General features: G+C 72.5%; 22 protein-coding genes. All 22 read left to right on the top strand.

The genetic code is table 11. The features are described from left to right. Nucleotides 1–146: 146 nt before the first annotated feature. Nucleotides 147–692 carry a SigE family RNA polymerase sigma factor gene (locus R2B38_RS36995; protein WP_318020149.1) on the top strand — a complete coding sequence of 182 codons (546 nt, stop codon included), beginning with the start codon at nucleotides 147–149 and terminating at the stop codon, nucleotides 690–692. After that, nucleotides 689–1,396, top strand: a complete 708-nt coding sequence (locus tag R2B38_RS37000) for a SecDF P1 head subdomain-containing protein (RefSeq protein WP_318020150.1) — start codon at nucleotides 689–691, stop codon at nucleotides 1,394–1,396. Before R2B38_RS36995 ends, R2B38_RS37000 begins: the two co-directional genes overlap by 4 nt. A gap of 518 nt (nucleotides 1,397–1,914) precedes the next feature. Beyond that, nucleotides 1,915–2,739 carry a hypothetical protein gene (locus R2B38_RS37005; RefSeq protein WP_318020151.1) on the top strand — a complete coding sequence of 275 codons (825 nt, stop codon included), beginning with the start codon at nucleotides 1,915–1,917 and terminating at the stop codon, nucleotides 2,737–2,739. 110 nt (nucleotides 2,740–2,849) lie between these two features. Beyond that, nucleotides 2,850–4,016 carry a hypothetical protein gene (locus tag R2B38_RS37010; protein WP_318020152.1) on the top strand — a complete coding sequence of 389 codons (1,167 nt, stop codon included), beginning with the start codon at nucleotides 2,850–2,852 and terminating at the stop codon, nucleotides 4,014–4,016. A 41-nt stretch (nucleotides 4,017–4,057) separates the two neighbouring features. Further along, a complete protein-coding gene (locus tag R2B38_RS37015; RefSeq protein WP_043686931.1) occupies nucleotides 4,058–4,450 on the top strand; it encodes a hypothetical protein in 393 nt (130 codons plus the stop codon). 3 nt (nucleotides 4,451–4,453) lie between these two features. Continuing rightward, entirely contained in the window at nucleotides 4,454–4,768 is a 315-nt protein-coding gene (locus R2B38_RS37020) for a hypothetical protein (RefSeq protein WP_318020153.1), read from the top strand. A gap of 24 nt (nucleotides 4,769–4,792) precedes the next feature. Then, nucleotides 4,793–5,302: a hypothetical protein gene (locus R2B38_RS37025; RefSeq protein WP_318020154.1), complete on the top strand. Its 510-nt coding sequence runs from the start codon at nucleotides 4,793–4,795 to the stop codon at nucleotides 5,300–5,302. Nucleotides 5,303–5,340: 38 nt separating this feature from the next. Further along, nucleotides 5,341–5,709 carry a hypothetical protein gene (locus tag R2B38_RS37030; RefSeq protein ID WP_318020155.1) on the top strand — a complete coding sequence of 123 codons (369 nt, stop codon included), beginning with the start codon at nucleotides 5,341–5,343 and terminating at the stop codon, nucleotides 5,707–5,709. Nucleotides 5,710–5,743: 34 nt separating this feature from the next. After that, nucleotides 5,744–7,387: a hypothetical protein gene (locus R2B38_RS37035; protein ID WP_318020156.1), complete on the top strand. Its 1,644-nt coding sequence runs from the start codon at nucleotides 5,744–5,746 to the stop codon at nucleotides 7,385–7,387. Then, nucleotides 7,387–7,701 carry a hypothetical protein gene (locus R2B38_RS37040; protein WP_318020157.1) on the top strand — a complete coding sequence of 105 codons (315 nt, stop codon included), beginning with the start codon at nucleotides 7,387–7,389 and terminating at the stop codon, nucleotides 7,699–7,701. Before R2B38_RS37035 ends, R2B38_RS37040 begins: the two co-directional genes overlap by 1 nt. Then, the gene (locus R2B38_RS37045; protein WP_318020158.1) at nucleotides 7,698–8,147 is read left to right on the top strand and encodes a hypothetical protein; all 450 of its coding nucleotides are present in this window, start codon (nucleotides 7,698–7,700) and stop codon (nucleotides 8,145–8,147) included. Before R2B38_RS37040 ends, R2B38_RS37045 begins: the two co-directional genes overlap by 4 nt. Continuing rightward, the gene (locus tag R2B38_RS37050; protein ID WP_318020159.1) at nucleotides 8,144–9,469 is read left to right on the top strand and encodes a baseplate J/gp47 family protein; all 1,326 of its coding nucleotides are present in this window, start codon (nucleotides 8,144–8,146) and stop codon (nucleotides 9,467–9,469) included. The genes R2B38_RS37045 and R2B38_RS37050 overlap by 4 nt, the downstream gene beginning before the upstream one ends. Further along, the gene (locus tag R2B38_RS37055; RefSeq protein WP_318020160.1) at nucleotides 9,466–12,720 is read left to right on the top strand and encodes a LamG-like jellyroll fold domain-containing protein; all 3,255 of its coding nucleotides are present in this window, start codon (nucleotides 9,466–9,468) and stop codon (nucleotides 12,718–12,720) included. Before R2B38_RS37050 ends, R2B38_RS37055 begins: the two co-directional genes overlap by 4 nt. Then, nucleotides 12,713–13,324: a hypothetical protein gene (locus tag R2B38_RS37060; protein WP_318020162.1), complete on the top strand. Its 612-nt coding sequence runs from the start codon at nucleotides 12,713–12,715 to the stop codon at nucleotides 13,322–13,324. The genes R2B38_RS37055 and R2B38_RS37060 overlap by 8 nt, the downstream gene beginning before the upstream one ends. 8 nt (nucleotides 13,325–13,332) lie before the next feature. After that, nucleotides 13,333–13,977, top strand: a complete 645-nt coding sequence (locus R2B38_RS37065) for a hypothetical protein (RefSeq protein ID WP_318020163.1) — start codon at nucleotides 13,333–13,335, stop codon at nucleotides 13,975–13,977. Nucleotides 13,978–13,993: 16 nt separating this feature from the next. Further along, on the top strand, nucleotides 13,994–14,626 hold the full coding sequence (locus R2B38_RS37070) for a hypothetical protein (protein ID WP_318020164.1): 633 nt from the start codon (nucleotides 13,994–13,996) through the stop codon (nucleotides 14,624–14,626). A 9-nt stretch (nucleotides 14,627–14,635) separates the two neighbouring features. Beyond that, nucleotides 14,636–18,067 (top strand): hypothetical protein, encoded by a 3,432-nt coding sequence (locus R2B38_RS37075; protein ID WP_318020165.1) that lies wholly within the window; start codon nucleotides 14,636–14,638, stop codon nucleotides 18,065–18,067. 40 nt (nucleotides 18,068–18,107) lie between these two features. Further along, complete coding sequence (locus R2B38_RS37080) at nucleotides 18,108–20,063, top strand: hypothetical protein (protein WP_318020166.1); 1,956 nt, start codon at nucleotides 18,108–18,110, stop codon at nucleotides 20,061–20,063. A gap of 162 nt (nucleotides 20,064–20,225) precedes the next feature. Then, nucleotides 20,226–21,044 (top strand): BTAD domain-containing putative transcriptional regulator, encoded by an 819-nt coding sequence (locus R2B38_RS37085; RefSeq protein WP_318020167.1) that lies wholly within the window; start codon nucleotides 20,226–20,228, stop codon nucleotides 21,042–21,044. Between the two features lie 264 nt (nucleotides 21,045–21,308). Continuing rightward, nucleotides 21,309–22,280, top strand: coding sequence for a glycoside hydrolase family 25 protein (locus tag R2B38_RS37090; protein WP_318020168.1), 972 nt, complete (start codon nucleotides 21,309–21,311; stop codon nucleotides 22,278–22,280). Nucleotides 22,281–22,327: 47 nt separating this feature from the next. After that, a complete protein-coding gene (locus tag R2B38_RS37095) occupies nucleotides 22,328–22,594 on the top strand; it encodes a hypothetical protein (protein ID WP_318020169.1) in 267 nt (88 codons plus the stop codon). Nucleotides 22,595–23,692: 1,098 nt separating this feature from the next. Continuing rightward, a complete protein-coding gene (locus R2B38_RS37100) occupies nucleotides 23,693–25,192 on the top strand; it encodes a sugar transferase (RefSeq protein ID WP_318021887.1) in 1,500 nt (499 codons plus the stop codon). Nucleotides 25,193–25,221 lie beyond the last annotated feature (29 nt).

Genomic DNA, 25,221 nt, shown 5'->3' on the forward strand with positions numbered 1-25,221 from the left:
GCTCACTGTCCCGCCGACCTTCCCCAAGATCGGATTCCATGGCCTTCGGCGTTGCTGTCCGGTGGACGAGGCGGAGAAAGTGGGTGTGGCAGGGCAGTCGTTCGCGTGTCCGCACCCGTCTTTACGGGGGAACGAGGGAGGACGCATTGAACGCCGACGAGGAACGCCAGTTCCGCGAGTTCGTGGCGGCGCGGTCGAGATCGCTGCTGCACACGGCCTACCTGCTGACCGGGGACTGGGAACAGGGCCGCGACCTGCTCCAGACCGCGCTGGCCTCCACGGCCCGGCGCTGGTCCAAGCTCCGTGACCGCGAACAGCCGGAGATCTATGTGCGCCGCGCGCTCTACCACGCCCAGGTGGATCGTTTCCGGTTGCTCAGCTGGGGGCGGGAGACGGTCACGGACTCCGTGCCGGACCAGCCGTCCGAACAGGGCGCCAACTGGGCCGACGCCGTCGTCCAGCGGCAGGACATCATGACCGCGCTGCGGCGGCTGCCCAAGCGTCAGCGTGCGGTGATCGTGCTGCGCTACTTCGAGGACCGGCCCGACAGCGAGATCGCCGCGATCCTGGGCGTCGCTCCGGGCACGGTCCGCAGCCAGACCCACAAGGCCCTGGTCACGCTCCGCACCATCCTGGCCGAGGCAAGGCCGTCCGCCTCCTCCCATGCCTCCGGAAGGGGCGTGACCGCATGAACGACTCGACCGAGGAGCTGCTGCACGAAACGTTGCTGCACGACACCTTGCACACCCATCTCCGGGAGCGCGACGGCGACGCCGACGGCCATCTCGTCGGCCTGGCCGACGGCGCGTTGCGGGTCGCCCGGCGGCGGCAGCGGCTGACGCGCGCCGGTGTCGGGGTCGCCCTCGCCGCGGCGGTTGCCACCGCCTGGGTGACTGTTGCGGACAACGACCCGCCGCGCGCCCACGTGGTGCAGCCCGCCGAAGGGCGAGGCGTCACCAAGGCGGACACGGTCTCTCTCCTGCCGGTCACCTCGGCGACAGAGCGGGCCTGCACCCCGGCCGGCGGCGGCTATGCCGTGCAACGCACCGAGACCCACCCGGCGATGTGCATTCACGCCGACCCGGCCGGCGGCATGAGCGACGTCCGCGTCTCCGCGGCGAAGGCCGAGAAGGGCTCCGTCGAGGGCAGCTGGCAGGTGGAGGTGACCTTCACGCCCGCCGACCGGACCCGTTTCGCCACCCTGACCGCCTCCCTCGCGTCGGCCCCGGCCCCGCGCAACCAGTTCGCCATCGTCGTGGACGGCAGACTCTGGGGCGCCCCCATCGTGGCCCACTCGATCACCGTGGGCCGTGTCGAGATCGTCGGCGCTTACGACGGAGACCTCACCAGTGCCATGGCCCACGACCTCGCCCAGCGACTTGACCCCGGCAGGTGAGTGGCCAACTCCTCCAGTGGGAACGGCAGTTCAGGGAAGGCGTCCGTTATGCGGTCTGCCGACCTCGCCGGGCGTCGACCTTGCTCTCCGTCGGTGGAGCGCGACGGGTGGATCACCTTGTCGACCGTCCGCTGCGAGCCCCGTCAAGTGCACTCGGCCTCGAAGAACGACCCGTCGCACGGCGCTCAGCGACTCCGTAACTGTGTAGGTCAAGGCGTCGCAGGTTCACATCCTGTCGTCCCGACTCGGCAGAGTCGTTGGTGAGGGGCGGTTCCGGAGGAATCCGAGACCGCCCCTTCATCATTCTCACCTGGACCAGAGACCCCGAATGCCGTCTCACGCAGCCGAGTTCTCCGCCGAGCTGATGCTTCCCTTCCCCCCTCAGCGCCGTGGTCGGCAACACCTACTTCGCCTTCGCTGACGCCGCCGTGACGCCTCCGTAACGGCCCCCCTGCCAACGTGGCCATCGCCGGACGGGCCTGGACGGGCCGCCGGGACGGACTACCAGCGGGGGAATCATGTCGGGATTCGGGGACCGGGCGCTGCTCGCGCTGAGTGACCCTGGCGTTCTGGGGGCGTTGCTGTCGCCCACCGACGGTTCGGGTGACCAGCGGGTGCGCACGATGCTGGCCTCGGTCTACGACCTGTCGGCCGTCCGGGTCGACACGGTCACCGGCGTACGGGTACGGGAGATCGCCCTGCAACGGCCGCTGTTCCCGGCCGGCCGGCAGGACGGGGCGTGGTCGCAGCTCGTACCGTCCTACACCCGCACGGAACTGACCCTGACCGTGCCCGAGCCCACCCGGCCGGTCTGGATCGACCTGCGCGCCACCGTCGACGTCACGCTGGTCGCCGAGATCGACCCGGCCGGCGCGGAATCGGTGGTGGCCCGGGCGTTCGACGACTTCGCCAGCTTCGACGAGTTCCGGGCGAGGTTCACCTTCTTCGATCTCGACGCCTTCCTCGCCGAGCACGCAATCAGCACGGTGGAGGAACTGAAGGACGCCTTCCACTACGTGGTCGCGGACATACAGCTGCGCACACCACCCCCCTTCGACCCCGGCGACCCGGCGAACACGCACACCCTGCCGGTCACTCTGGCGGCCGTGGTCGTCGACCCGTTCGACCTCGCCGGCGGGCTGCGCGCCACCCGGCTCGTACGGGAGGCGGCCCGGCCCCTGACCGGCCCGCCGCCCGCCGGGCTCCCGGCCGAGGCCGCCGAGGCCTACGCGACGGCCATCGTCGTCGCCGCCGACGGACTGCCCGACGGGCTCGCCGCGGCGGACGTCGAACGGCTCTGTGCCGCCGAAGGCGTCGTCAGCCTCTTCCTGCCGGCCCCGTGAGGAAACCGTCATGACAGCAGCCGAGGAGCGGGCCGACCGGCCCGGGACCCGGCCCACCCGTACCTGCCACCGATCCGGCCTGACCGGCCCCGCCCTGGAGGAGAACCCTGATGCCCGTTCGGTATATCCGGGTTGACCCGACCGTCAACCTGTTCGCACCGGCCGTCCGCGCGTTCGGCACGATCGCGATCGTGGGCCGCGTGACCACCCCGGCCCCCGCCCCGCCCGCGTCCGCGTCGGTCTCGGCCAAGAAGTCGGCCGCCGCGGAGGCGGCAGCGGCCGTGCCGCCCACGCCGGTGGCGTTCACCAGCCCGGACAAGGCGGAGGAGACCTTCCCGGGGGAACTCGGCGAGGCGCTCACGCTGGTGTTCAAGCAGAGCCCCGGGCCGACCCTCGTCTACGGCGTCCCCGTCGACGCCACCGCGCCGGACTGGAAGGGCGCCCTCTCGGCCGTAGCGGGTCTGAACGTCCAGCTCGTCGTGCTCGCCAACACCCCGGTCGACGCCACCTCGAAGACCCCCGACGGACCGATAGGCCTGCTCTCCGCGCACGTCACCTCCGTGTCCAACACGGGTGCCGACGGGATGGAGCGCATGGGCATCGCGATGCTGCCCAAGGGGAGCACCGACCCGAAGGTGATCCTGCCCAACGAGCGGATGGTCTACATCGCGCACAACAGCGACGAGGACGCGGCGGTGGCCGTGACCGGCACCATCGCGGGCTACGAACCCTTCGTGTCGCTGCTGCTGAAGCCGGTGAACATCGAGAGCCCGCCGTTCAACCCCACCGACATCGACACCCTGAACGGACCGCCGGAGGTCTCCGGATCGGGCCCGACGGGAGCCGGTGTCAACTGGCTGACGACTCCGGCGCTCATCCCCGGCACCGGCGTCTACATGGGCGAGGGCTACACCGGCAACCCCGGCAGCCCGAAGAAGTACATCGACGTCTGCCGCTTCGTCGACCACCTGTCCTTCCTGCTCAAGGCGCAGCTCATCGGCTCGATCGGGAACGTGCGGATCAGCAGGTCGGGCCTGCGCGCCCTGATCGCCCAGATGGAGGCGGTGCTCAGTCCCTTCGTCGACGCCGGCGTCCTCAACGGCTTCGAGGTCGTCGTCCCCGTCCTCGTGCTCCTGGACAAGGACCCCACCACGCTCACCCCCGACGAGGCGAACCGGATCCACACCGCCGAGGTGCAGCGCCTCGTCCAGGTGCTGGCCGCCGTCGAGTACGCGGGCGCCGTGCACCGGATCTCCATCGACCTGAAGTTCGACTAGGGAACTCCGACCAGCCACGTCCGACTAGGAAGGCACACCTGATGGCCGACTGGAACACACGCCTCGAAGTGAAACTCGGGGACTCCACCATCACCCCCATCTCGACGTTCACCCCGACCTTCAACGCGCCGCACACCGTGCTGCACAGCATCGAGGCGGACAACGTCGGGTTCGTCCGCCAGCCCGCGACGTTCACGTTCACCATGGGCGTGCCCGCGGTCGCGACCGCGGTCGCCGACCTGACCCAACTGGCCACCGAGGGAACCGAGTTCCAGATCATCGTGGCCGAGAAGAAGGGGACGGACTGGGCCTTCAACTCGATGAAGTTCGCCCGCTGCGTCGTCACCTCCGCCAACCCCAGCAACGTGGTGATCGACGGCGTCCCGCAGGCGAGCTTCACCTGCCTCGCGCTCTCCGTCGGGGTCGAGGCGTAACCCGTGGACGGCGACCCGGACGAGGGTCCGGACGGCGTCGAGGGCGGTCCCGGCGGCCAGGACGTGTTCCCCGTACCGGGGTTCGCGGCCGGCGGCCGGGTGGAACGCACCGGGATCGCGCTGGTGCACGAGGGCGAGTACATCGTCCCGCAGTCCGGCAGCGAGGCCGTGATCTCGCCGGAGAGCGAGTCCGCGGTCGTCAACTACTACTTCCCGGTCCAGGTGGAGGTCGTGGGGACGCTGCCGGACACCGAGGTCCAGCGGGTCGCCGGTTACGTCTTCGACCAGCTCGACCGGGAACTGGCGACCCGGATCTGACGGGCGCGGAGGGGGAGGAACACGATGGCTGACGCGGTGAACCTGCCGGTGCTGGTGGGCCCTGTACAGCTGCTGTACGTGCAGAGCATGACCATCAACGAGGGCTACCGCATCGAGCGGATCATGGGCAGCCGGTTCTCCCAGGCCACCCAGCCCACGAACAAGACGATCGCGATCGAGGCCGTCCTGCTCGGCCCGCGAAGGCTGGAGCAGAAGAAGGCCCTGGAGGCACTCGCGCTCACCTCGCGGCTGCTGGTCGCCGCCCTGGCCCGGGGCGAGTCGGCGGCCGGCATCCCGGTGGTGTCGGGGCTGACCGTCAGCCTGAACATGCAGGTCACCGATCTGCGCTTCACCCAGGGGGTGGCCAAGCGGGACGCGCTGGACGTGTCGATCACGCTCCAGCAGATCCCACCCGCCCTGACGGCCGCGGTGCTCGGCGAGATCGGCGACCTGGTCCTCGCCGCCGGTACCGCGGCCGTGCCCACCGGGCCGGCGGCCAGTCCCATCGCCCGTGTCCCGGGTGCCCTGTTGTGAGTCCGCGACGAACCCCGTCATGACCAAGGAGGCAGGATATGGCGGCCCTGAACTATCTCGCCCTGCCGATCGACCCGGCCGACGGGTTCCCGCAGGCGTTCCGGCTGTCCCTGGCCGGCCGCTCCTACCGGTTCCGGCTCTACGCCAACGTGGCGGAGGACCTCCTCGACGACGCGTCGGGCGACCTGCTCGCGCTGCCGGCGAAGCGCGCGTTCCTCGTGCTGTCGGTGGACCGCGAAGAGCCGGCCGGCCTGACCACGATCCTGCGGCGCAAGCTCGCGCCGGGGGTGGAGTACCACGCGGACGAACTGGCCCTGACGTTCCCCACGATGCTGCTCGACCCGCGCAATCTCAACGGGGCCGGCTCGTTCGGCTCCCGGGTCGTCGGAGGGGTGGCCCTGCGATGAACGGACGCGCGAACTCCCGCCGGGAGGTGGCGACATGAGCTTCGTCATCCGCTACGAGGTGGAGATCTCCGCGCCGCTGGCACCCGGCGGCCTCGGACTGCCGCTGACCGTGTCCAACGACGTACTGGCCGGCTCCTTCGTGCTCGACGCCGACATCACCGTCACCATGACGGAGGGCGCCGCCACCGACACGTTCGAGGTCACGCTGATCAACCTGCCGACGGACGTGATCGACCGGATCCGCGCGGTCCAGGCGCGGACGGCGGTCAACGTCTCCATCCGGCTCGGCTACTTCGACGACCCCTCCACCACGACGGGCGACGCCGGCCGGGTCCTCGTGGGGCGGGTCACCAGGATCTCCGGCACCGTCGGCCAGGACGGATACGCGCGCACGGTGCTGTACGGGCAGGAGGAGGCCGGCTACCTGCTGCGCAACAAGCCGGTGGCCGTCGGCAGCCCGGCCGGGACGAGCGCGCAGCTGTTCGCCTTCGACCTGCTGGAGAAGGCGAAGGTGCCGGTCGCGGCGGGGTCGACCCTGCCGGGCGACCTGAGCGGCTTCACCGTACGCAGCGGGTCCACGCTGGACGCGCTGCGCACCCTCGCCGAACGGGGCGACGCGCCCCTGGTGGTCCGCGACGGCACGGTCTATCTCGGTGCCGCGGTCGGCGCCGCGCGGGACACGGCACCGGTGGCGCTCGACCCCGGCACCAACATCGTGTGGCTGGACAGCTCCTACGGGGAGGACACCGCGGGGGAGCTGTCGCCGCCGGTGCGGGCCACCGTGAACCTGGCCGTGCTCGGACATCCGCGGCTGCGCGTCGGCCAGGTCGCGAAGATCACCGGACTGGCCGGGGTGCCCGACGGCACGCTGCGGCTGTCGCGGGTGGTGCACCGGTTCACCACCTCCGGCGGATACACCGCGGAGCTCGGCCTGATCGCGGCCGCCGCCGGCGAACGGGCCCAGGTCACCACCGGCGTCCAGGTGGTGGTGGACCGCTGGCGGGGCATGGTGGACCGGGCCCGCGACGACCACCCGGCCGTCGACGTCGGCGAGGTCACGGAGTACGTCGCCGGCGCCGGCAAGCACCTGGCGTCCCTGCACTACGCCCAGGTCCCCGACCCCGGCGTGGTCGCGCCGAGCGTGGCCAGCCCCGTCGACACCGGCGCGACCATGCACGAGAAGCCGATCGCCTCGGTGTTCGCGTTCGACCGCACGGGCCTGGTCGTGCCGGTGTACCCCGGCATGCGCGCCCTCCTCGCCCACAACCGGGGCGCCGTCAACGACGCCGTACTGGCCGGGTTCCTCTGGCCGGACGACCCGGCCACGCGGCGCCCGGCCAACGAGGCCGGGGACTACTGGCTGGCGCTGCCCACCGCACTCGGCGACGACGGCCGGCCCACCGGTCCCGGCGCCAACGACCTCACCGACGCGGGCGGTCACCGGATCATCCAGACGACCGGCCTGCACATCGTGGTCGGCAAGGACCTGCTGCCCGAGGTGGGCACCCGTCCCAAGCCGCCGGACGACGACACGATCACCGTCGACCACCACAGCGGTACGACCATCACGGTCGACGCCGGCGGCGCGGTCACCATCAGCACACAGGGCCAACCGATCCGGCTGACCAACGGCACGGTCAGCCTGGACCTCGACGGCAGCGCCGTGGCGGTGTCGTGATGGCCGCCGTCCTCACCGCCGCGTCCACGCTCCAGTGCCCGCACGGCGCACCGCTGCTGATCGTGCCGGGCGGACACCTGCTCACCGTGGACGGCCAGCCCGTCCTCACCCGCGCCGACCTGCTCACCGCGACCGTCCCGGCCTGCCCGAACAAACCACCGTGCGGTGCGGTCGCCTCCGTCGACACCGGCCTCGCCACGACCCTGCGGGTCGGGAACGAACCGGTGGCGCTGGAGACCGCACAGGGACCGACCCTGACGGCGTCGCCCTGGCGGGTCGTCTCGGCCGGCCAGACGAAATTGGAGGCAACATGACAACGCCGACGTCCCCGGACCCGTTCGGGCGCGGCCTGCGCGTGGACGACGGGGACCTCGTACTCGACGGCGGGGACCTGGCCGAGGTGACCGGCATCGCCAACCTCACCCAGGCGCTGACCCTGCGGGTCCTGACACCCTTCGGCTCCGACCGGTTCAACACGGGCTACGGCCTGGACGTCACACAGGCGTTCACCGAGCCGAACGGCACCCGCGTCGTCAAGCAGCTCCTGAGGCTGAACCTGATCGGCACGCTGGGCACGGATCCGCGGGTCAGCGAGGTCGGACAGGTCACCTTCGACGACGATCCCGAACGCCTGGCCGCCGGCCCCGGCGCCGTGGCACAGGCGCGCGCCGCACAGGTCCGCCGCGCGTGGACGGTCGAGGCCGACCTGGAGACGGTGGCCGAGGTTCCGGTCACGCTGCGCGTGGACGTGGAGGTATGACGACCGTGACCGATTACGGGGTGACTGCCGACGGGTTCGTCCTCAAGCCCCTCGACGTGATTCTCAGCGAGTCCTTCGACCGGGCCAGGGCGGCGTTCCCCGGAGCGGACCTGACCAGTACCAGCGCACTGCGCAAGATCCTGGAGACGGCCGCCGCCGAGGACGGCGAGCTGTGGAAACGGCTGGAGGACCTCTACTACGCCAACTTCATCTCCACGGCGGCCGGTGACGCCCTCAACCTGCTCGGCGAGGACACCGGCCTGGAACGCGCGCCGCTGGCGAGCACCGGCACGGTCACCGTCACGCTCGACAACGGGGTGGAGGGCCGGAGTTACGTCCTGCCCCAAGGGGCGATCCTGGTGACCGCCGCCCAACCCGACACGCCCGCCCGGTCGTTCGGCACGGTGGCACCGGTCGTCCTCGACCGGAACACCCCCACCGCCGACGTCGGCGTGGTGGCCTTCGAGCCGGGCCCCGACGGCGACGTCGATGCCGGCACGATCACCGGCATCGACCCCGCGTACCAGACGGTCTACCTGACCGACCTCGGGGCCGCGGAGTTCGCGGTGACCAACCCCGCCGCGACGACCGGCGGCACCGAGGAGGAGGGGGACGGTGCCTACCGCGGCCGGCTGCTCGGGATCGCCCGCAACCTCTGGACGGTCGAGGCCGTGGCACAGGCGGCCCTGGGGGTCGGCGGCGTCCTCGACGTCGTCCTGTCCGACCCGCTCGGCGGAGTCGACGTGTCGCAGAGCTACTTCGACCTGTTCCACTTCGACCAGCGGGCCTTCAGCAGCGAACGCCGCGTCGGACAGCCGTACTTCTTCACCGTCGTGGTGGCGCACGACTTCCGCTGGCCGTGGCACACCACCGGCTCCGTACCCGGCATCTTCGAACGGGTCGGCGCGGCGGTCGACACCGTACGGCCGATCGGCATCCACGCCGACATCGTCGAGGCCGACCACATCGAGGTCGGGGTCCGCGCCACCCTCGTCGTCGCGCCCGGCTCGGACGGTGTCGCCCTGCTCTCCGCGGTGCGCCGCCGCCTGGCGACGGACATCGGGGCACTGCGCCTGGGCGGCGACGTCCTGTACGCGCAGGTGGTCAGCGCGTTCGTCGAACAGCCGGGCGTGCTCGACGTCCAGGGGCTGCACCTGCGCAGGGCACCGGCCGCGTTCGGCCGGATCACCTTCGGCGACGTGCCGTTCCAACGGGTGCTCGCGGAGGGCGCGGTGGGCGAGAACCTGGTGATGGGCCCGACCGAACTGGCGACCTTCACGGTCGACGGCGACGCCTTCGACGTGACGGTGGTGACCGGATGACCACCGAGGCCGTCACACCGGCACCCCTGCTCGCCGTCACCACGATGGCGCGCCGGCTCACCACACCGTTCGCCCGCGGCGCCGACACCCTCGGCCTGCCCCTGCTGCCCTCCACCAGCTCACAGGCAGCGGTGGGGAGTTACGGCTTCACCGACCACGAGGCCCGCTTCGGCGTACCGCCCGAGCCGCGCTACGTCCTCGCCACCACCCGGGACATCGACGCCGACATCACGGTGACGATCACCTACCAGGAGCCGGGCGCGCGGCCGGTGGACGTGTCGGTGACGGTACCGGCGGGCACCGTCACCGGGACCTCGTTCCTGCTGGCGGAGCCCGTGACCGCGACCGCCCGGCTGCTGCTGCTCACCATGGGCACCTCGCCGTTCGACAACCGGCCCCAGGACTGCTGGACGCTGACCGCGCTGCTCGGCACCACGGCCAAGCTGCTGTGGGTGACCGGCGCCGAACGCGACAGCCTGCGGCGGCACGCGGCCACGACCCTCGCCCAACGGCACTTGCCGTCCGCCCTGGGCCTGAGCCTCGACCTGATCGGCGCCGACCTCGGCGTACCGCGCTTCCCCGCGCTGGCGTACGGCTTCGACACCGACACCGTGGCGCTCTACCACCTCGACGACGCCGTCGGGGACTTCCCGCAGGTGGCGGACGCGACCGCCGCCTACCCGGGCCGGACCGCGCATCACGGTGTGCTCCAGGGTCCGGTGCAGGTCGGACTCCCCGGCCGGTACGGGCGCGCGATGGGCTTCCGGGCCGCCGACGCGGTGATCGTGGCCGACACCGACGCCACGTTCGACATCGGCGAGCGGGACGACGCGACCTTCGAGTGCTTCGTCCGCCCCGACCCGGCCCCCGATCCCGATCCGGATCCCGACCCCTGCGCCCACGACGGACCGGTGCTCAGCCGCCGCTCCGACCCCGGAACACCCGGCCCGGGCTGGGAGTTCGCGATCGGCGACTTCCGCCGCGGGCTCCCGCGCAACGTACGGTTCACGATCGGCGACGGCGACCCGGACCACGACGTGACGCTGTTCGCGGACACCAGCCTGCCGACCGACGCGTTCACCCACGTGGCGGCCGTGCTCGACCGCGCCGGCGGCCGGGTGAAGCTGTTCCTCGACGGACGGCTGCGGGACTGGCGGTTCCTGTACCCGCTCGGCGCGGTGGCGGACACCGCCCCGCTGCGCATCGGCGCGGCCGGCGGCGGCTTCCGCGGGGTCGTCGACGAGGTGCGGATCAGCTCCACGGCGAGGGAGGGCTTCGCACCCGCCCTCGGCGAGGACGACGACCACTACCGCCGCCGGCTCGAACTCTTCCGCCGCTGGACCCTGCCGACCCCGGCGAACCTCACCACCCTCCTCAACCGGCTCGCCGGACCGATCGGCGGGCGGCACGACGCGCTGGTGGTCGACGACACGAACGCCACCCTGGTCCGCGGCACCCGGCTCGTGCACATCCGGCCGTACACCCTGCTGCCGGGCGAGAGCATCGACGCGACCGGACGGCGCCGTACGACCGAGGCGGCCGCGGTGGGCACCGCCGCCCAGGAGGACACCTTCGACCCGGCCTACCTGCTCCGCTACGACCACGCCGGGGTGGACTTCGCCCCGGCGCCCGCCGGGACCGCCCCGGCCGACCCGCACCTGGTCCAGGTCGGGGTCGCCGAATGTCTCGACCGGCTCATACCCCTCGCCGGTGCCGAGACCGCACCGCCCGGCCGTCTGCTGGTCGCCGCCGCCTACACCCCTGTGGCGGACGACCTGCGGGCAACAGGCCGGGCGGTGCTCCTCTCCCACAGTTCGGTGCCGCCCGGGCGGCTCGCGGCGCTGGCGCACCGGGCGGGCTTCGACTACGTCACCCACCGGGCCGGAACGGGCCAGGTGTACGCGGCCACCGCCCGGGGCGACTACTTCAGGATCGACATCACGCCGGTCCCGGTCGTGCCAACTGCCGCTCCGGCAGGCGGTGTTGCCTCGGCCGACCCCGCCCCGACCGCCACCGCGCCCGTCCTCCCGAACCCGACCGACCTGGACCCGGGCACCCCCGTGACCCTGTCGCTGCGCCCCGCGCCCCCCGCCGACGCGTTCGTCAACTGGCTTGTGGTGCCCGGCGGTTCAGGGCAGGCGACGCTGACGCCGGAGAGCGGGGCCGGGTCCCGGCACCGGACCGCCGCTCTCACCGCCACGGCTCCCGGGCAGCTGATCGTCAAGGCCGACGTGGCCCGGGGCAGACACACGGTCTCCGCCTCGGCGACCCGCACCCTGCGGATCGGGCTGACGGGCCTGGACGACGGCGCCGCCATCGCCGCGGACGGCACACCCGGCGTGCCCGCGTCGAGCGTGGAGCGCCCGGGAACCTACTTCGACCCGGCGTTCCTGTTCCACCACGACGACGCCCGGGTCGACTACGGGAGCGACGGCGCCCATCTCATGCAGCCCGCCGTGGCCGAACTCCTGGACGCCCTGCTCGCCGAACTGGAGCGCCGTTCGGTCACCGGACGGCTCACGGTGACCGCCGGCTTCGACGGCACCGGCGACCCGCCCGACCCGGCCGCCGCCGCAGGACGCCGGCTCGTCCTGCGGCACAGCTCCCTGGACGCCGGAGCGCTGGCCGGGCCCGCGTTCGCCGTCGGCTTCGGGTATCTCCGGCGCGGCGGCGACGAGTTGGAGGTGCGCCAGGCCCCCGGGCAGCTCGTCGAGGTGCGCGGGCCCGCCGACGTCGAGAAGGGGGCCGTCATCGAGCTGGACGAGGGCGCCGCCATGGACCTCACCGCCACCCCGGCATCCGCCGTCCTCGCCGCCGCCGGCCTCGTCGGCCAGTTCCCCGGCGAGGGACCGCGCCTGGGCTGGGCGTCGGGGACGTACGACGACGCCGCGATCACCGTGGCGTCCAGCACCCGGCAGACGGTCACCCTGCGGGCCGACTCGGCGGGCACGGCCTGGGTGCAGGCGAGCTACCTGATCGACGGGCGGGCGGTCCCGTACACCTTCCAGGTCCGGCTGCGGCCGGAGCTGGAGACCCCGGCGACAGTCATCACCAAGGACCAGCACGACCTGATCATGAACGCCCTCAACGTGCTGCACCCGGTCGGTGTGGAGGTCAACACCGCCGCGCTCCGCGCCCATGTGGTCGAACTCCAGGGTGACCTCTCACAGGCCAACCCGGACTACACCTACCCGAGGTTCCGTGTCCGCGGCCCGCTGCCGCCCCGAGCCAGGAGGCCCGCCGATGGCTGACATCGTCTTCCAACCCACCTTCGTCCACCAGGAGTTCGTGGACGGCCCCGACGGCGACCGGGTCAGGGCCGACGAACCGAACGGATTCAACGCCCGGTTCGCCGCCATCGAGAGCGATCTGCGCCAACTGTCCGGAGTGGTCGGCCAGATCGACGACGCCGTCGACCGGCGCGGCACCGGGCCGGCCGGGCATGTGCTCACCCTGGCGCCGCTGCTGATGGCGGCCGACGGGGGCCTCCCCTGGACCATCACCACCAGTGGTGCGGCCACGGCGTCGGGCGAGGACGTCTTCTACGGACAGCTGGAGGTGGCGCTCCCCGACAACGCCCGCCTGACGTCGTTCCGCGCGATGGGCCAGGCCGGCAACAACGTGGTGGAGCTGGACATCTCCCTGTCCCGGGTCAAGATCCCCGGCGGCACTCCGGAGGTACTGGCGTCGGTCGGCGGCGCCACGGACCCGTTCGACAGGTCCACGGACGTGGATCCGACGACGGCCGTGACCCAGACCGCGACGTACCGCTACCTCATCCAGGCCACGTTCATCAGCGGTGGTGGCACCACGGTGACCCTCGCCGCCTTCCAGATCGCCTACACGACCAGCTAGGAGACATCGTGGCCGACCTCAGCTACACCCCGACGTTCCACCATGTCCCCTGGGAGGACCGCAAGGACCGGGTGGAGGCAGCCGGTCCGAACGGGTTCAACGTGCGCTTCAACGCGATCGCGAGCGACCTGGCCGGGCTGTCCACCACTGTCGAGGACATCGGCGCGGCGATCGACGCGTCCAACGCCGCACCGCCCCCGCAGCCGCAGCGGCTCAGCTTCACCCCGACCCTGCGCCCCACCGGACTGCTGTCGGGGGGCCAGTGGAGCTACGACAGGAACGGCGTGGCCCACGCCAACTCCCTCGCCATGACCGGGGTCGCCAACCTCACCCTGCCGCACGGGCTCCGGCTGACGGCGGTGCGGGTCGTGGGCGACATGCAGCGAGGCTCCTCCCACGGTGTGGCCGGCAGCATCTCACTGGCGCGCACACCGCTCCGGCTCGTCGTCCCACCGCCGGCCCCCGAACCGCTGGCGGTTGACGACGACTTCGTGTCCGTCGGACCCTTCGACCTCCAGATACCGGTCTCGGCGCCACGCGCCCTGATCGACACCGGCGTCTTCCGCTACGTCCTCACGGCGACCTTCCAGACCGTCCTCTTCGGCGGCATGTCGATCGAGGCCGTCCATCTCACCTTCGCCCCGCCGTCCTGACCGGGAAGGGACACCTGTGACCGACCTCCGTTACACCCCGACGTTCAAGCCCACCGACTGGATCGACAACGTCAGCCGCATCACCGCCGACGGCCCGAACGGCTTCAACGTGCGGTTCGACGCCATCGCGAGCGACCTCCACCAGGCGGCCGCCGTGGTCACCGGGATCGACACCGCGCTCGCCCAGCCCGTCGGCACGCCGACCGGCCAGCAACTGCTCACCCCCGGCCTCGACCTCGTCTCGCTGCCGGGAGGCGACGGGTGGCTCTACGACGAGACCGGGGCGGCGTTCCCGTCCGTCGGCGGCTCCGACAGCGTCGCGGTGATGGGGCTCAGCCTGCCGGCGGACATCAGGCTGGTCTCGTTCCGTGCCGTCGGCCTCTGGTCCGGCGCTCCGGCCGGCTTCAGCATCGCCCTGACCAGGGCGCTGCTGGCCAACGCGAGCGCGGCTCCCGACAAGCTGGCGGAGATCGGCACCACGACCTCCGCCATCACCAACCCGTACGACATCACCGTGCCCGTCGACGCCTCGTTCGCCGCCGTCGATCTCCAGACGTACCGCTACTGCGTCGTGGCGAGGGGATCGGCCATCCAGCAGGCCGGCGGCACGAGCCTGTCCACCGTCCAGCTCGCCTACACCGCGAGCTGAGCCGGCGCCATGCGGATCGCGTGCCACATCCCGATCACCCTGCGGATCGTGGGGGTGCCCACCGACGGCCAACTGGAGGCGGCAGCACGGGCGTTGACCCGCGCGGTCGCGGCCCGCCTGACCGAGGCCGAACGCCTGCTGGCCGACCGGCACGCTCACCGCGGCGCCACGCCGGTCGAGGTCCGGGACGCGTACGAACCGGGCCGCGACGGCGCCGGGGGATACGCCGTTCCCTCCTACGACGACAACGGCCACCCGGTCGCGGTCCCGGTGCGCGGGGGTACGCGGACCCCGGCCCGGCGCCGGGCGCGGCCGTTCCGGCTGCGAGTGAAAGGCGTGATGTCACCGCCGGAGCTGCTGCGTGAGTTCGTCCGGCAGTACTACCGGGCCACCGACGAGGCGGAGGTCGACCGGCGGCTGCCCCTGTGGCACTGGCAGAACCCGCGCGGACGGTCGGCGACCGTCGAGGACGCCGACCGGGGTTTCATCGACCTGCACGTCACCGACGTCACGCAGACCGCGCTGGACCGGCTGCCCGGGGCGGAGCGGGCCGAGATCAACGCGGCGGCGGACGACCGGTTCCGCCGGGACAACGCTCTCGCGACCGACGCGAAGCTCGGCACCGGCCCCGAGGACGAACTCCTGCGGGCCCGCTGGCTCGCGGCCCGCGCCGACGTCCTGCACGAGCACGGCCTGCGCCGGGAGATCGCCGCCCTGCCCGACGACGTCAGGAAGATCCTCTTCGCGGGCGGCCGGCCGTTGACCCCGAAGGACTACGGGACCGTCCTTGGCCTCGCGCGGAAGCTGACCGGCCTGACCGAGGCCCAGCGCAGGGACTACCTGGCCCGGGTCGACTCGACGACGGACGACTGGGCCGCACTGGACGCCTCCGTGGACCGGTACCTGGAGTCCGAGCGGAAACACGGGTCGGACGCCCGCCACACCGACGAGGCGGCGAGCACGCTCTTCGGATGCGAGGACCTGTACCTCCTCTGGGCCCGGAGGAACGAGCTGAGAGCGAGCACCGCGTACGCCGACGAGGCCGCCTCCTCCGTCGAGGGCGCCGCCCTCGTGGGCGAACTGATCGACGCGGAGGCCCGGTTGACGGCCGCGCTGGCACGCCACCGGTTCCCGCACGAGCGGGCGTTCCTCGACGCGATGGAGGCCTACCGGATCCGCTTCCGCAACGAGGCGGCCACCCTCGGCACCGACATCCTCGCCCACTACGACCACACCCTCCACGAGGAACGCGGCAGGCTCCAGGACATCCGCACCGTCGAGAGGATGCTCGCCGGCATCGCCAGAACGACGGCGGCCGGCGACTACGCGAACGCCGCCGCGCAGCGATCGCTCGCCGAGAACCTGCTGGAGCAGAGTGCCGAGGCAATGCCCGTCCAGCAGCTGAAGGCCAACGCGGAAGCCGCCGACCGCCTCCTCGTGGAATCCGACGCCTCCTGGGCCTCGGCCGAACAGGCGGTGGTGACCGGCTCCGGCGGCGACCCGCTCGTGGACCCGAGGAGACTCGGCCGGGACACCGACCGCAGGAGACTCACCGGACTCGACGCGCAGGCCGCCCAGCGCTATCTGCTCGACCTCGTCCAGAAGCGGCTGTCGGACACGGCGCGGGCCCGGGCGGAGTTCGAGCAGGACCCCGAGCGTGTCTTCAGCGAGCCGAAGCTCATCGAGGCGGCGCGGAAACACCAGGGGGTGCAGGACGACACCATCTACGCCTGGATCATCCGCGACCACAAACCGTCCGGGCACCTCTTCTCCGCCATCGTCCTCGGCATCCTCGCCCTGGTCCTCGCGGCACTCGTGCCGGGCGGCGGCTGGGTAGCCGCGGCGGCGCTGCTCGCGAACACGGCGCTGAGCACCTACCAGGCCGTGGAAGCGATCGACGAGTACCGGCAGCAGGCCGTCGAGTACCGGCTGTCCTTCGTCGACCAGGAGCCGTCGCTCGTCTGGGTCTCGATCGCCGTCGCGGCCGCGGCGCTCGACCTCAACACCACGGTGGCCGCGCTGATGGCGCGATCGGCGAAGGGAATGGCCGCGCTGGAGGCGCCGCTGCGCGAGTTCGCCGCCGCCACGGACGCCGAGACCGCAGCGGCCCGGCTCAGGACGCTCACCGAACGGATCGACGCGGTCGAGGGGCTGCGACCCGAGGTGCGGGCCGCGCTCCGGGCACACGCCGCCGCGGCACTCGACCTCAAGCGGGCGTTCGGCCAGGCGCTGGGCCGGGCCTTCACGGGAGGGGACCCGACCGCACTGCTCAAGGGCCTGTACTACGCGGTCAGGACCGGCGCCCGAAGGTTCACCCAACTCCGCAAGGACGCCCGGCTGTTGGCACTCCTGGGCGATGTGACGGGGCTGACCGGCGCCGAGCGCGCCGAACTCGAACTCGCCTTCCGGCGGGTGCGGGAGGTCGCCGACCTCGGCACGAATCGGGGGATGGACGAGGCCACCCTCATGGGGTTCGTCGACCGGCTCGGCGCCCGTCGGGTCGCCGGCGACGGCGCGTTCGAGGAGGTGCTGACGGAGATGCGGGCCTGGCGTCCTCCGGCACCGGGGCAGACCGCTGCCGAGTCCGTCGGCGGTCAAGTCGGGCTCCCGTCCGGCGAGTTGAGGGGCGGCGGCGAGGCTCCGCCCCGGTGGCGGAACCGGCAGGAACTCGACGAGGCCGCCGCGAAGGACCCGGAGGCGGGACAGGCGAGCAACTGGTACGAGACCGCGAGCGACGAGCAACTGAGCGCCCGCGAGGCGCAGGACCCGATCGCCGCCGAACACCTCGACGAGCGCCAAGGCGGACGCCGCAGGCCCTTCCGGCCCGAGCGTCCGACCGACCCCGCGATGCAGGACCGGCTCCGCGAGGACCTGGGCGAGGCACGCGCCGCCGTGGAGGCCGAGCGGCGGCGCCTGGAGGAGGCGGGCCTGCGCGAACCCGCCACCCCGGAGCGCGCCGACTGGCGGATCCGCCGGACCAGGGCGGGCGAACAGAGCGTGCCGCCGACCGCCAAGGAGGCGGCCGGGTACGAGGGAACGATCGCGGTCGCCCGCTCGGACATTCCCGCGCTGAGCGGCGAACGCTTCTCCGGAGGATCGCCCCGGGCCCTGGGCACCTACGACCCCGCACACGACATCAGGCCGCCGGAGGGCGTCGTCGTCCCGCAGGCGCACGGCCACGCGGAACAGGCGCTCGGCCAGCAGCTGGACGCACGCCTGTCCCGTCTCACGGCCGCCGAGCGGGAGGCCGCGCACGGGAGGACCGTGCACATCCGCGTCGACCAGGAGGTCTGCTCGATCTGCGCGGCGGGGCTGGGCGGCGGCCCCCGGGCCGGAGTGCTGAGCCGGCTCAGCGCGCTCCACCCGGACATCGTCTTCGAGATCACCGCCGACGACACCAGCGCGGTCTACCGCCTGCGTGCCGGAGTGCGGATCCCGTGAACAGCGAACCGATGCCCCGCCCACCCGGAGGTCGAAGACCATGCGACGGCGCTACCACCTGCCCACCGACATCACGCTGCCGGAGGGTCTGTCGGCCCAGGACGGCCAGGGGCTGAGCGCCACGGTCCTGGCGGCGGTACGCCGCGCGGTGCGCGACACGGTGCCCGGCCAGACACCGCCACCGCCGACGCGCCACCGCCCCCGGCCCCGCGAACGCGCCGCCGGGGACGACCGCGGCCTGCATGCCGTGCCGAGTTACGACAACGCCGGCGAGAAGGTCGGCATACCGGTGGCCTCCCCGTCGCCGCGCGATCCGGCGAACCCGCACAACACGCTCACGGCCCGCGAGATGTACGGCATCTGGCAGAAGTACTGGGTGGTACGTCGCAACCGTGCCGAAAGCCGTTTCGAAGAGGTCAGGCTGAGTGTCTGGCGCAAGGACGCGTCCGCCTACGCGCGCGGCACGGACCGGTTCGAACTGGGGCACCGGGACGCGCTCGGGCCCGAGTACCGGGCGGCCGCCGACGAGCGGGACGTCTGCCGGTACATGCTCTCCGCGAAGGACCAGGTCCACGTCTGGATCGAGTCCCAGGAGACGCTGGGCAGGCCGGTCACGCTGGAGCAGGTGGACGCCCAGGCCGTCAAGGAGGCGAAGGCGCTGGTCTTCAGGCGAACCTGGATCGACCCGATCGTCTTCTCCGTACTGGCGGCGGCCACCTATCCCGGGGGACCGGTCAGGCCCTCGGCGACCGGTGGGGTTCCCGCGGCACCGGGGCCCCGCGCTGCGGGTCCTGCTCGCTTTGCCGAACCTGCGGGTCCTGCCGAGCCTGCGGGTCCTGTCCGTCTTACGGGCCCTGCCGAACCTGCCGGTCCTGCTCGCCCTGCGGGTCCTGCCGGTCCTGTCGGCCTTGCGGCTCCTGACGAGCCTGCCGAGCCTGCTGGTCCCGGCCGCCTTACGGGTCCTGCCGAACCTGTCGTTCCCGCCCACTCCGCGGGTCCTGCAGAACCTGTCGGGCGGGCCGAACCCGCAGGGCGGGCCGAACCCGCAGGGCGGGCGGAACCTGTCGGGCGGGCCGGGCCTGTCAGGCCCGCCGAACCCGTCGCCCCCGGGGCACCGCCCGGCGCCGCGACCGCGGTGCCCCGTCCCGCTCCGCCGAGCGGCATCCTCGCGTCGACCCGCGCGCTGGCGGTCCGCTTCGGTCTGGGCCGGGCGATGGCCGGCGTCGACGAGGCCGTGCCGGCGCCCAGAGTGGCGGCCTCCTCGCCGGTCCGCGCCGAGACCGGGCCCAGCACGTCACCGGCACCACCTCGGCCCCCGGCTCCGGCTCCGGAACCCGCGCCCAGCCTGTCATCGGCGTCACCCCGGCCGTCGGCCCCCGCTCCGGAACCCGCGCCCACAGCGCCCGCGGTACGCCGGTTCGACCTGACCGAACCCACCCTCACCACCGACGAGGTGTTCGCGCGGATCGACGACGAGCTGGCCCACCTGCCGGCGGCGGCACCGAGCGGCACCGGCCCGGCGGCCGCCGTGGCCGACGCGCGGGCGGCGGGGCTGACCGGTCCCCGGGGCGCGCCGGGCACGGCGGACCTCGCGGTGCAGCGGCACGCGGACGCGCCGGCGGTCCGGGGCGCGTACGGGGTGTCGGGCGCGCAGGTCCAGTCGGCGCACGCCGGCCCGACCTCCTTCCTGCGGGACGTGCCCGGCTACAGCCGCCGGGACGCCCTCACCGTGCTGCTCCCCGCCGGGGCCCACGCGGCGTTCGACCAGCCCTGGAAGGACTGGGCGATCGCACGGCGCCGGGCCGGCGACACCCAGGTGAGCACCGCGCAGCTGTACGCCGCGATGCTCACGGCGGTCGACCGGATCCCGCTCCTCGACCGGACCACGCGGAACACCATCGCCTGGGTCATCCACCGTGAACTCTTCTACGACCTCGGCCTCTCTCCCGGCGACCTCCTCACCCTCCCGTACCCCAACGTGCCGCCGGGCCCGTGACCCCACGGGCGGTCGCCCAGGTCCGGGTCCGATGAGCGGAACGGCATATGACAGACCCTGTCCCGCCTCGCCACGCTGGTCCTCTCAGACCCGCGCCAACGGCGGCCTGAGCACACGGGACCGCTCAACCGGCGGTCGCCACACGGGGAGACGGGGACGGCGATGGCCTGGAACGAACTGACGGCGGAACCACGAAGACACGAAGACACGACGGAACAGCCCCCGGGGCTCGCCGGACTGCGTCTGTTCGGCGCCTTCAGGCTGGAGGGCACCGAGGGCGGCATCGCCGTCCCGGCCAACGAGCAGCGGCTGCTGGCCTATCTCGGACTGCACAAGCGCGCGCCCCGGTCGGTGGTCGCCGGGACCCTGTGGCCCGACGTCACCGAGGAGCACGCGCAGGGCAGCCTCCGTACGACGCTCTGGCGGCTGCGCCGGGTGCCGTACCCCGCGGTCGGCAGCGACGGCGACACCCTGTACCTCGCGGACGGCGTCTCCGTCGACGTCGACGACTTCACCCGGGCCGCCTTGAGCCTGACCTGCTCCGCGCACGATCCGGGCGACCCGCTGCCTCCGCCCGGCCTGCTGGCGCGAGGCGAACTGCTCCCCGGATGGGACGAGGAGTGGATCTGCTCCGAGCGCGAGCGGCTGCGCCAACTCCGCCTGCACGCACTCGAATCGCTGAGCGCCCGGCACACCCGGCGCGGCTGCTACGCACTCGCGCTGGAGGCCGCCCTCACCTGCGTCGCGATCGAGCCCCTCCGCGAGAGCGCCCACTGCGCGGTGGTGACCGTGCATCTGGCCGAGAGCAACGTCGTGGAGGCGATCCGGCACTACGAGGCGTTCCGGCGGCTGCTCCGCGCCGAGCTGGGCATCGAACCCTCGGCACGCCTCGCCGGCATGATCCCGCACCGTGCCCGAGGCGCCGCGCGGACCCCGTCGCCCTCGGCCGCGACACCCGAGCGGCACGACCGCCCGGAATGACCGGGCCCGGCCCGACGGCGTGGTGTTGATACGGCGGTGACGTCCCGGTCACGGGGTGCCTGCCATGGTTCCCACGACGAGCGAGAGCTCACGACCGTAGAAGCCCGTGACGAACCGACGGGTGCCGGGCGCGACGGCGGACCGCCGCCGGACCGGACGGTCGGCCTTCGGCCATCGGGCGAAGGCCGACCGGTTCCGGCACCAGGGCCGACCGGACCCGGCCACCACTCACACCGTACGACGACCCGAAAGGGGCATGCCGACATGGCCACATGCCGTGGCGTCGACGTCTCCGTCTACCAGCCGGCCCAGAACTGGACCGCCCGCAAGGCCGAAGGCGTCGTCTTCGCCTTCGCCAAGGCCAGCGAGGGCGAGCACACCCACGACACCCGCTTCGCCCAGCACATCACCGCCGTCATCGCCGCCGGACTCGTCCCCGGCGCCTACCACTTCGGCTGGCCGAACCAGAGCGCCACCACCGAGGCGGCCAACTACGTGGCCGCCGTGAAACCCCACGCCAGGCCCGGCTTCGTGCACTGGCTCGACCTGGAACGCCGGTCGGACGGAGCCAACTACGCGGGCGTCTCCGCGGCCGGGATCCTGTCCTACGCCAAGGCGTGGATCGCGGCGGTCCAGGCCGCGTTCCCCGGCCAGCGCGTCGGCGTCTACACCTCGGGCAGCGATCTGACCGCCGGCCACGCTCCCGCCGACGCACCGCTGTGGTACCCGGCGTACCCCTGGTCCGGTGCCGCGAGCTACGCACAGGCGGAGGCACGCGCGCGGCCCGCACCGGCCGGCCGTACGCCGCTGTTCTGGCAGTTCACCTCGACCCCGCTCGACCGATCCATCTGCTACCTGAGCGAGTCCGCGTTGCGTACGTGGGCCGCCGGAACGGAGACCGACATGCCGCTCACCGCCGCCGACATCGCCAAGATCGCCACCGCTTCCGCGAAGGCGGTCCTCACCATGGACGGCCTGATCGCCGCCCCGGCCGACGCCCCCGACGCGAAGACCAACCCCTACTGGGAACTGCAGTCCTACATCAAGGACACCAACCTCCGCCTGCGGGCCGTCCAGGCGACCGAGGCGGCGCAGAGCGCGGTCATCACCCAACTCGCCGCCGCCATCGCGAAGTTCGACAGGACCATCGACCCCGCCGCCCTGGTCTCGTCCATCACCGCGGCCATCGAGGCGGCCGTGGGCAAGGTCGTCGTCCACCTCGACACCGCCCCTTGAAGACAGCACGGCACCCGGAACCACGAGGCACGGAAAGGACTCTCCCGGTGAACCTCTTTGTCAGCTTCATGCGTACGGTCGTGCCGATCGTCGCCGGACTCGTACTGACCCTGCTGGTCCGTATCGGTGTCACCTTCGACTCGACGGCGGTGGCCAGCGTGGTCACCGCGGTCCTGACAGGCGCCTACTACACCCTGTTCCGGCTCCTGGAGACCCTCGCGGTGAAGATCCGGAACCGCCCGCTCGCGGCCGTCGCCGGAATCCTGCTGGGCTGGGCGACCCCGCCGGACTACCCGGACCCGGCCGCCGCGTAACGCGCGGGCGTCCCCGCCCTGCCGGACCCGCCGCGGGCACGTGCGGTCACCGCGGCGGGCTGCGCGATCTCAGCGAGCGCGCGCGGAACCCGGGAGGTGAACCCACCCTGGCCGCACCGCCCGAGAGCGGCACCCCTCCGCGGTGGGGAGTACCGCTTTCCGACCGGCCCCGCTTCCGCCGGGTCGCGCTCCCGTACCGGCGACGGCCGGCGACCGGTCATCGGATCCGCCGCGGCGTTCGCGTGTGCGATCCGATCGGCCCTCGCGGCACCTCCGCGCGTAAAACCTGCCTCCCGAAACGGGGTCGGGCGGCTCGCGTGGATTTCGCCACCTGGGCACGCGGGTTGGCCGGTTGAGCACCCGGCACGGCGGGGGCCGGTTCGCGTGGGATTCGGGGGCGTTGCCGGTCGGCGCGGACGATCTCGGGGGCGGCGGGGACGGCCCGGTCGAGGCCGTCCTCGGCGTCTGCCTGCGAGAACGGAACGGTGAAGACCGTTTCCCGGGTGCCGTGGCTCGGTGCCGGAACACCCCGGACCGCCGGTGCCGTCGGCTCGGAGGACTCCCGCCGCCACAGAGCGCACCGCACGTTTTCCGTCATCAAGGCACCCGCGGGAGATCACCGATCTAGGGGCCGACCTTCAAATCTTGAGCACAAAGTCCACACAGACCTCTCTTCAGGCGCCCCCAGATGGTCTAGATTGACCGTGCTTTCGCATGGTGGGACACCAGGCGACAAATGATGATCTATGGGTCCGGCGATGCAGACGGCCAGTAGCCGCGTCTCCCGCGCCGGACGTGGGGGTGATCGGTTCTTTGGAGCCATAGGGGGGCTCGGAGCGCGGGGAGCATCCGAGGTATCGAGGGGTTTGCGCGCACATCAGGCGCCTGGCAGGACCTGCGAGTCCGTTGCCGCCAGGGGGTTGCGCACGGAGCTCTGGGACAACCGGGACGCCATACGCCGGGGGCGGTGGCGTTCGGGACGGGGAACAGCGCGGGGCCTCTCGAGAGGGAGGCACAGTGCGGGGGGCGGGGACCCTCCGCAGGGGGCGAAACAGTGTGCGGCGGCGACGCCGAACGCTGGGGACCTTGGGGGGTTCTGTGCGGCAGGGGGGAATAGTCGGCCCTTTTCCGTCGGCGCGTGGGCGTCTGGCGGACGGGGCGATCGGACAGCCCGCGATCGAATGGGAGCAGCGGTACAGACGTACCGTGATCTTCAGCGACACCGTGGCCACCGCCTTCGTGGTGGGGTCGATCGGTGACTTCTTCGGGGCCCGGGACGCGGCCAACTGGCATGAGAAATGGGGGATCCTCGCCTTCGGCACCCAGTTGCTGGTGCTGGGGGCGCTCGCGGTGAGCCGCTCGTGGTCCCCGGCCGTACTCGGCCAAGGGGCCGAGGAATTCCGCCGGTTGGGGCGTTCACTGTTCACGGCGACGGTCGTGCTGGCGCTCGGCGGGATCGCTCTGACCTCGCGCAACATCAAGCTCTGGATCTTCGTCGCGATCCCGGCGATCGCGCTCGTCACGATGACCGAGCGGTATCTGCTCCGCCTCTGGCTGCACAAGCAGCGCAACGAAGGGCGGTGCCTGAGACCGGTGCTCGCCGCCGGGAGCCCGGCCACCGTGCGCGACCTGATCAACCGCACCCGCAAGTTCCCGCACCTCGGCTGGCGGGTGGAGGCGGTGTGCACGACGGACGGCCGCGGGGTCGACGGCGAGCAAGGCGGCCTCGACGGCGACCAGTTGGACGGCGTGCCGGTCATCGGCATGCTGGAGGACGTCGCCAAGCACGTCCGCCACGACGGCTACCGTGTCGTCGCGGTCACCCCGGACCCGCACTGGTCACCGGACCGGTTGCAGCGGCTGGCCTGGAACCTCGAGGGCAGCGACGCCGAGATGATCGTGGCCCCCGTCCTGATGGAGGTGGCCGGCCCGCGCCTGCACGTCGACGCGGTGCTCGGGATCCCGCTGCTGCGGGTCAGCATGCCGACCTTCAGCGGGGGCCGCCGGGCGATCAAGGGGGTCGTCGACCGGCTAGGCGCAACGATTCTGCTGGTGGTGCTCGCGCCGCTGATGATCCTCGTCGGGCTGTTCGTGGCGATGGACAGCCGCGGCGGGATCCTCTACCGCCAGCGCCGGGTCGGCAAGGACGGCCGCGAGTTCACCATCATCAAGTTCCGCACCATGGTCACCGGTGCCCACGGGGCACGGGCGACCCTGGCCGACCGGAACGACGGCGCGGGCCTGCTGTTCAAGCTCCGCCGGGATCCGCGGGTGACCCGGGTGGGAGCGGTGCTGCGCCGGTACTCGCTCGACGAGCTCCCGCAGCTCTTCAACGTGCTCACCGGATCGATGTCGCTCGTCGGACCGCGGCCCCCGCTGCCGGAGGAGTCCGCCGCCTACGGCCCGGACATCCGGCGCCGGCTGCTGGTCAAGCCCGGGCTCACCGGCCTGTGGCAGATCAGCGGACGCAGCGACCTGCCGTGGGAGGAGGCGGTCCGCCTCGACCTGCGCTACGTGGAGGACTGGTCGCTCGCCCTGGACACGGTGATCTTGTGGAAGACGCTGCGTGCCGTGATCCACGGCCAGGGGGCCTACTGATGCGCGGGGGTCGACCGACCGACGCGCGG

Origin of the sequence: Streptomyces sp. N50 (assembly GCF_033335955.1) — a bacterium.
GTDB lineage: Bacteria > Actinomycetota > Actinomycetes > Streptomycetales > Streptomycetaceae > Streptomyces.

What these genes read in the sequence shown, in the direction of transcription:
- R2B38_RS37090 (WP_318020168.1), top strand. Translation starts at nt 21,309, where the DNA reads ATGGCCACATGCCGTGGCGTCGACGTCTCCGTCTACCAGCCGGCCCAG.
- R2B38_RS37080 (WP_318020166.1), top strand. Translation starts at nt 18,108, where the DNA reads ATGCGACGGCGCTACCACCTGCCCACCGACATCACGCTGCCGGAGGGT.
- R2B38_RS37000 (WP_318020150.1), top strand. Translation starts at nt 689, where the DNA reads ATGAACGACTCGACCGAGGAGCTGCTGCACGAAACGTTGCTGCACGAC.
- R2B38_RS37030 (WP_318020155.1), top strand. Translation starts at nt 5,341, where the DNA reads ATGGCGGCCCTGAACTATCTCGCCCTGCCGATCGACCCGGCCGACGGG.
- R2B38_RS37050 (WP_318020159.1), top strand. Translation starts at nt 8,144, where the DNA reads ATGACGACCGTGACCGATTACGGGGTGACTGCCGACGGGTTCGTCCTC.
- R2B38_RS37015 (WP_043686931.1), top strand. Translation starts at nt 4,058, where the DNA reads ATGGCCGACTGGAACACACGCCTCGAAGTGAAACTCGGGGACTCCACC.
- R2B38_RS37085 (WP_318020167.1), top strand. Translation starts at nt 20,226, where the DNA reads ATGGCCTGGAACGAACTGACGGCGGAACCACGAAGACACGAAGACACG.
- R2B38_RS37055 (WP_318020160.1), top strand. Translation starts at nt 9,466, where the DNA reads ATGACCACCGAGGCCGTCACACCGGCACCCCTGCTCGCCGTCACCACG.
- R2B38_RS37035 (WP_318020156.1), top strand. Translation starts at nt 5,744, where the DNA reads ATGAGCTTCGTCATCCGCTACGAGGTGGAGATCTCCGCGCCGCTGGCA.
- R2B38_RS37060 (WP_318020162.1), top strand. Translation starts at nt 12,713, where the DNA reads ATGGCTGACATCGTCTTCCAACCCACCTTCGTCCACCAGGAGTTCGTG.
- R2B38_RS37045 (WP_318020158.1), top strand. Translation starts at nt 7,698, where the DNA reads ATGACAACGCCGACGTCCCCGGACCCGTTCGGGCGCGGCCTGCGCGTG.
- R2B38_RS37010 (WP_318020152.1), top strand. Translation starts at nt 2,850, where the DNA reads ATGCCCGTTCGGTATATCCGGGTTGACCCGACCGTCAACCTGTTCGCA.
- R2B38_RS37005 (WP_318020151.1), top strand. Translation starts at nt 1,915, where the DNA reads ATGTCGGGATTCGGGGACCGGGCGCTGCTCGCGCTGAGTGACCCTGGC.
- R2B38_RS37025 (WP_318020154.1), top strand. Translation starts at nt 4,793, where the DNA reads ATGGCTGACGCGGTGAACCTGCCGGTGCTGGTGGGCCCTGTACAGCTG.
- R2B38_RS37075 (WP_318020165.1), top strand. Translation starts at nt 14,636, where the DNA reads ATGCGGATCGCGTGCCACATCCCGATCACCCTGCGGATCGTGGGGGTG.
- R2B38_RS37040 (WP_318020157.1), top strand. Translation starts at nt 7,387, where the DNA reads ATGGCCGCCGTCCTCACCGCCGCGTCCACGCTCCAGTGCCCGCACGGC.